The sequence below is a fragment of the Cellulomonas algicola genome (assembly GCF_019024305.1).
In the GTDB taxonomy this organism is placed as follows: domain Bacteria; phylum Actinomycetota; class Actinomycetes; order Actinomycetales; family Cellulomonadaceae; genus Cellulomonas; species Cellulomonas algicola.
This window is the reverse complement of the sequence record NZ_JAHKSJ010000026.1, coordinates 1-4,365: the sequence shown is the minus strand read 5'-3', so window position 1 is coordinate 4,365 and position 4,365 is coordinate 1. Positions and strand designations below refer to the sequence as shown.

The following is a 4,365-nucleotide window of genomic DNA, read 5'->3' as shown; positions in this document are numbered from 1 at the left end:
GCCCGACTCCTCGTCGCGCGAGCCGACGCCGACCCACGCCCCGACGGTCGCGGAGCGCAGGCCGGGCATCTGCTCGGTGACCACGCGGACCCCGCCGGGCAGGACGGAACGACGCACGATGGCGTCGCCGTCCTGCCCGGCGGTCTGCTCCGCCCCGGGGAGCCCGGGGCCGACGAGCGGGAGGTCCAGCGGCACGTCAGGCGTCGGCGGGCGCCGCGGCGGCGTCCGGCGTCGCGTCGGCAGCGCCCTCGGCGTTCTCCTCGATGACCGCGTGCAGCGAGAGCTTGCCGCGCGGGTCGATCTCGCCGATCTCGACCTGGACCTTCTGCCCGATGGACAGGACGTCCTCGACGTTCTCGACGCGCTTGCCACCGACGAGCTTGCGGATCTGCGAGATGTGCAGCAGACCGTCCTTGCCCGGCGAGAGCGACACGAACGCGCCGAACGTCGTCGTCTTCACGACGGTGCCGACGAAGCGCTCGCCCACCTCGGGCATGTGCGGGTTGGCGATCGCGTTGATCGCCGCACGCGCGGCCTCCGCCGACGGACCGTCGGTGGCGCCGATGTAGACCGTGCCGTCGTCCTCGATCGAGATGTCGGCGCCGGTCTCCTCCTGGATCTGGTTGATCATCTTGCCCTTGGGGCCGATGACCTCGCCGATCTTGTCGACGGGGACCTTCACCGTGATGACGCGCGGCGCGAACGGGCTCATCTCGTCCGGGACGTCGATCGCCTCGGCGATGACGTCGAGGATCGCGAGACGCGCCTCCTTGGCCTGCGTCAGCGCGCCGGCCAGGACCGACGCGGGGATGCCGTCGAGCTTGGTGTCGAGCTGGATCGCGGTGACGAACTCGCGCGTGCCGGCGACCTTGAAGTCCATGTCGCCGAAAGCGTCCTCGGCGCCCAGGATGTCCGTGAGCGCCGCGTAACGGGTCTCACCGTCCACCGTGTCGGACACGAGGCCCATCGCGATGCCCGCGACGGGCGCGCGCAGCGGCACACCCGCGTTGAGCAGCGACAGCGTGGACGCGCAGACCGAGCCCATGGACGTCGAGCCGTTGGAGCCGAGGGCCTCGGACACCTGACGGATCGCGTAGGGGAACTCCTCGCGGCTCGGCAGCACGGGCATGAGCGCCCGCTCGGCGAGCGCGCCGTGGCCGATCTCGCGACGCTTCGGCGAGCCGACGCGGCCCGTCTCACCCGTCGAGTAGGGCGGGAAGTTGTAGTTGTGCATGTACCGCTTGCGCGTCTCCGGGGAGAGCGTGTCGAGCTGCTGCTCCATGCGGAGCATGTTGAGCGTCGTGACGCCGAGGATCTGCGTCTCGCCGCGCTCGAAGATCGCGGAGCCGTGCACGCGGGGCAGGACCTCGACCTCGGCCGAGAGCGTGCGGATGTCCCGCAGGCCACGGCCGTCGATGCGGAAGCCGTCCGTGAGGATGCGCTGGCGGATGAGCTTCTTCTGCACCGAGCGGTAGGCGGCGGAGAGCTCCTTCTCGCGGCCCTCGAACTGCTCGGCGAGCTGGCCCACGACCTCGGCCTTGATCTCGTCGAGGCGGTTCTCGCGCGTCTGCTTGTCGGCGATGGACAGCGCCTCGCCCAGCGACGCGGACGCGGCGGACTCGACGGCGGCGAACGCGTCGTCCTGGTAGTCCGGGAACGTCGGGAAGACCTGGGTCTCCTTGGCGGCCTTCGCGGCGAGCTCCTGCTGCGCCTCGACGAGGACCTTGATGAACGGCTTCGCGGCCTCGAGGCCCTGCGCGACGATCTCCTCGGTGGGTGCGGTCGCACCCTCCTGGATGAGGTTCCACGACTTCTCGGGCGCCTCGGCCTCGATCATCGCGATCGCGACGTCGTCACCGACGACGCGGCCGGCGACGACCATGTCGAACGTGGCGCGCTCACGCTCGGAGTAGCGCGGGAACGCGACCCACTGGCCGTCGACGAGCGCGATGCGCACGCCACCGACCGGGCCGGAGAACGGCAGGCCGGACAGCTGCGTCGAGATCGACGCGGCGTTGATCGCGAGCACGTCGTACGCGTCGTCCGGGTGGATCGCGAGGACCGTGATGACGACCTGGACCTCGTTGCGCAGGCCCTTGACGAACAGGGGGCGCAGCGGGCGGTCGACCAGACGGCACGCGAGGATCGCCTCGGTCGAGGGACGGCCCTCGCGGCGGAAGAAGGAGCCCGGGATCTTGCCGGCGGCGTACTGCCGCTCCTCGACGTCGATCGTCAGCGGGAAGAAGTCGAACTGGTCCTTGGGGTGCTTGCCGGCCGTCGTGGCCGACAGCAGCATCGTGTCGCCGTCCAGGTAGGCGGCGGCCGAGCCGGCGGCCTGCTTGGCCAGGCGGCCCGTCTCGAACCGGACGGTGCGGGTGCCGAAGCGGCCGTTGTCGATGACGGCCTCGGCGAACTGGATCTCGGGACCCTCCACGGGTGCCCTCCTCGTTCTCGAAGGCGCCGGCCGGCCGCGGCGGTCTTCGACCGTGGTCCTCGGAGCGATGAGCTCCGGGGGCCACTACCGAGGACCGGACGAGCGGGCCGACGCGGTGGATGGTGCTGGGTGGTGCTGGTGGTGCTGGTCGTGCGGGAGGCACGCCGGCCGGACGGTCAGGCCCGACCGGGGCGAACATCGGACCAGCCCGGACCCTGTCGCGGGTCCGGGCTGGTCCGGAGGCTCAACGGCGCAGGCCGAGGCGCTCGATGATCGAGCGGTAGCGGTTGATGTCGACCTTCTGCAGGTAGCCGAGAAGACGACGACGACGACCGACGAGCAGCAGCAGGCCGCGACGGCTGTGGTGGTCGTGCTTGTGCTCCTTGAGGTGCTCCGTCAGGTCCTTGATCCGCTGGGTCAGGACGGCGATCTGCACCTCCGGCGAACCGGTGTCGCCCTCGTGCGTCGCGTACTCGGTCATGATGGCCTGCTTGGTGGCGCTGTCCAGGGACACGGTTCTCCAGGTTGTCTCGTTGCGCGGTGCTCCGGGGCATGTCCACCCGGGCTCTCTCGTTCCGCGGCCGTTCTGACGGCGTCGACCATCGTACCAGGCGGTTCGCACCACCCGGTCAGCCGGTCACGCCGCCCGGTCGGCTGGCTCGCGCCGGCCGTCAGGCGGTCGCCGCACCCGCGAGGACCGTGCGGACCTGCTGGACGTCCTCGCCCATCCGCTCCAGGAGCGCGTCGACCGAGTCGAACCGCAGCGTCGGGCGCAGCCGCTCGACGAGCTCGACGACGACCTGCTCGTCGTACAGGTCGAGGTCGTCGCGGTCGAGCACGTACGCCTCGACCCGACGCTCCTGCCCGTCGAACGTGGGGTTCGTGCCGATCGACACCGCGGCCGGCAGCACGCGGTCGGAGTCCTGCGCCGTCACGGGCGTGCCGTCGGCGCGCCGCACCCGCCGCAGCCACCCCGCGTAGACGCCGTCGGCCGGCACCATGCCGGTGAGGTCGCCCCCGAGGTTCGCGGTGGGGTAGCCGAGCTCACGACCGCGCGCGTCACCGTGCACGACGGTCCCCCGCACGCGGTGCGGCCGGCCGAGCACGCGTGCGGCCTGGACGACGTCGCCCGCCTCGAGCAGCTCGCGCGTCCACGTCGACGACCAGCGGCGACGCAGCGGGTCGGCGGCCTGGTCCTCGGCGCTGCCGGGGTCCGCGGCGGGTGCGGGCGTCACGTCCTCGATGACCTCGACGTCGAACCCGTACCGCTCGCCGAGCGCGACCATGGTCGAGAGGTCGCCCGAGTTCTGCCAGCCGAACCGCACGTCACGCCCGACGACGACGGTCCGCGTCCGCAGCCCGTCGACCAGGTACCGCTCGACGAACTCCTGCGGCGTCTGGCGCGCGAAGTCCAGCGTGTAGGGCAGCAGGAGCACGGCGTCGAGACCCGTCTCCGCGAGCAGCTCGAGCCGGTCCTCGTCGCCCGTGATGAGCTCGGGTGCGCTGTCGGGCCGGTGCACCTGGAGCGGGTGCGGCGTGAACGTCACGGCGACGGCGCGCGCGCCGACCGCCCGCGCGTCGGCGCACATCCGCGTGAGGACGCTGACGTGCCCGCGGTGGACACCGTCGAAGTTGCCGATGGTGACGACCGACGGGCCGAACCCGGACGGGACGTCCGCGAGGTCGTTCCAGCGCTGCACAGGGAGGATCATGCCACCGCCGCGACCCACGCCTCGCGACGGTCCCGGTCACGGACGGTCCGCGGCGGTCCGGTGCCTGCGGGGCGGACCTGCTCGTCCACCCCGGGGACGGGCACGGGCACGACGAACGGCGCGCGGCCGACCCGACGAGGGCCGGCCGCGCGCCGTGGTGGACCGTCCGTCAGCTGCGCGGCCGGTCGATGAGGAGCGCCGCCGGCTCCGTCCGCACGG

At 72.2% G+C, this 4,365-nt stretch carries 3 protein-coding genes and 1 pseudogene; all 4 read right to left on the bottom strand.

Features of this window, described 5'->3' with window-relative positions; genetic code table 11:
- Positions 1 to 195: pseudogene (locus KOV94_RS17165) on the bottom strand (insulinase family protein); the annotation flags it as partial.
- A gap of 1 nt (position 196) precedes the next feature.
- Positions 197 to 2,434: a polyribonucleotide nucleotidyltransferase gene (locus KOV94_RS17160; protein ID WP_124342835.1), complete on the bottom strand. Its 2,238-nt coding sequence runs from the start codon at positions 2,432 to 2,434 to the stop codon at positions 197 to 199.
- 244 nt (positions 2,435 to 2,678) lie between these two features.
- Positions 2,679 to 2,948, bottom strand: a complete 270-nt coding sequence (gene rpsO, locus KOV94_RS17155) for a 30S ribosomal protein S15 (RefSeq protein ID WP_013770699.1) — start codon at positions 2,946 to 2,948, stop codon at positions 2,679 to 2,681.
- Between the two features lie 157 nt (positions 2,949 to 3,105).
- Positions 3,106 to 4,146 (bottom strand): bifunctional riboflavin kinase/FAD synthetase, encoded by a 1,041-nt coding sequence (locus KOV94_RS17150; RefSeq protein ID WP_124342834.1) that lies wholly within the window; start codon positions 4,144 to 4,146, stop codon positions 3,106 to 3,108.
- Positions 4,147 to 4,365 lie beyond the last annotated feature (219 nt).

Excerpts from the sequence above, each read along its gene's own strand:
- KOV94_RS17150 (WP_124342834.1), bottom strand. The coding sequence starts at position 4,146 with ATGATCCTCCCTGTGCAGCGCTGGAACGACCTCGCGGACGTCCCGTCC.